This window comes from Feifania hominis, assembly GCF_014384765.1.
Classification (GTDB): domain Bacteria; phylum Bacillota; class Clostridia; order Oscillospirales; family Feifaniaceae; genus Feifania; species Feifania hominis.
In genome coordinates this window covers 1-672 of the sequence record NZ_JACRSP010000013.1, presented here as the reverse complement: position 1 = coordinate 672, position 672 = coordinate 1, and the positions used below count along the sequence as shown (strand labels likewise).

Genomic DNA, 672 nt, shown 5'->3' with positions numbered 1-672 from the left:
CCGAAGCTTATCGCAGCTTGTCGCGTCCTTCATCGGCTCTCAGTGCCAAGGCATTCCCCTTGTGCTCTTTGTAACTTGACCATTTTTCGGTTCTCTTTATGTGAGTCCTCATAAAGTTCATAAAGTTTGTCGCTTCAGTGAAATTGTACTCTTCCGCGTTTCTTCTTTCTTCGCTTTACCTCGTACTCTCTTCATTCAATTTTCAAGGTGCAAACAAAATTGCTTCAGCTTTCACAGGAAAGCTGTGGTGGGCTCAAGTGGACTCGAACCACCGACCTCGCGCTTATCAGGCGCGCGCTCTAACCACCTGAGCTATGAGCCCATGTAACGGGCTTTTACAACAGGCGGCTGGTTCATCCAAAAAGAAGCCCAGTGGTGGAGATGAGCGGAATCGAACCGCTGACCCCCTGCTTGCAAGGCAGGTGCTCTCCCAGCTGAGCTACACCCCCGTGTAAAAGTCTTATGCAATTTTGTAAGAAAGCCGTGGGCCTTCAAAATTAAACAATGTAACTGGGAGAGTAGACTCTCTCAATCGACCAATAGAAGTCTTGGCCATCTCTGACCGGTTCTCCTTAGAAAGGAGGTGATCCAGCCGCACCTTCCGATACGGCTACCTTGTTACGACTTCACCCCAATCGCTAGACCCACCTTCGGCAGCGCCCCCCTTGCGGT

Annotated in this window: 2 tRNA genes and 2 rRNA genes; all 4 read right to left on the bottom strand. The window is 50.3% G+C overall.

The annotated features are described in order from the left end of the window. Window positions 1–81: ribosomal RNA gene (locus H8695_RS11545) — 23S ribosomal RNA — on the bottom strand; the annotation flags it as partial. Between the two features lie 164 nt (window positions 82–245). Next, window positions 246–322: transfer RNA gene (locus H8695_RS11540), tRNA-Ile, on the bottom strand. A 51-nt stretch (window positions 323–373) separates the two neighbouring features. Beyond that, window positions 374–449 (bottom strand) — tRNA-Ala (locus tag H8695_RS11535). A 127-nt stretch (window positions 450–576) separates the two neighbouring features. Continuing rightward, window positions 577–672: ribosomal RNA gene (locus H8695_RS11530) — 16S ribosomal RNA — on the bottom strand; the annotation flags it as partial.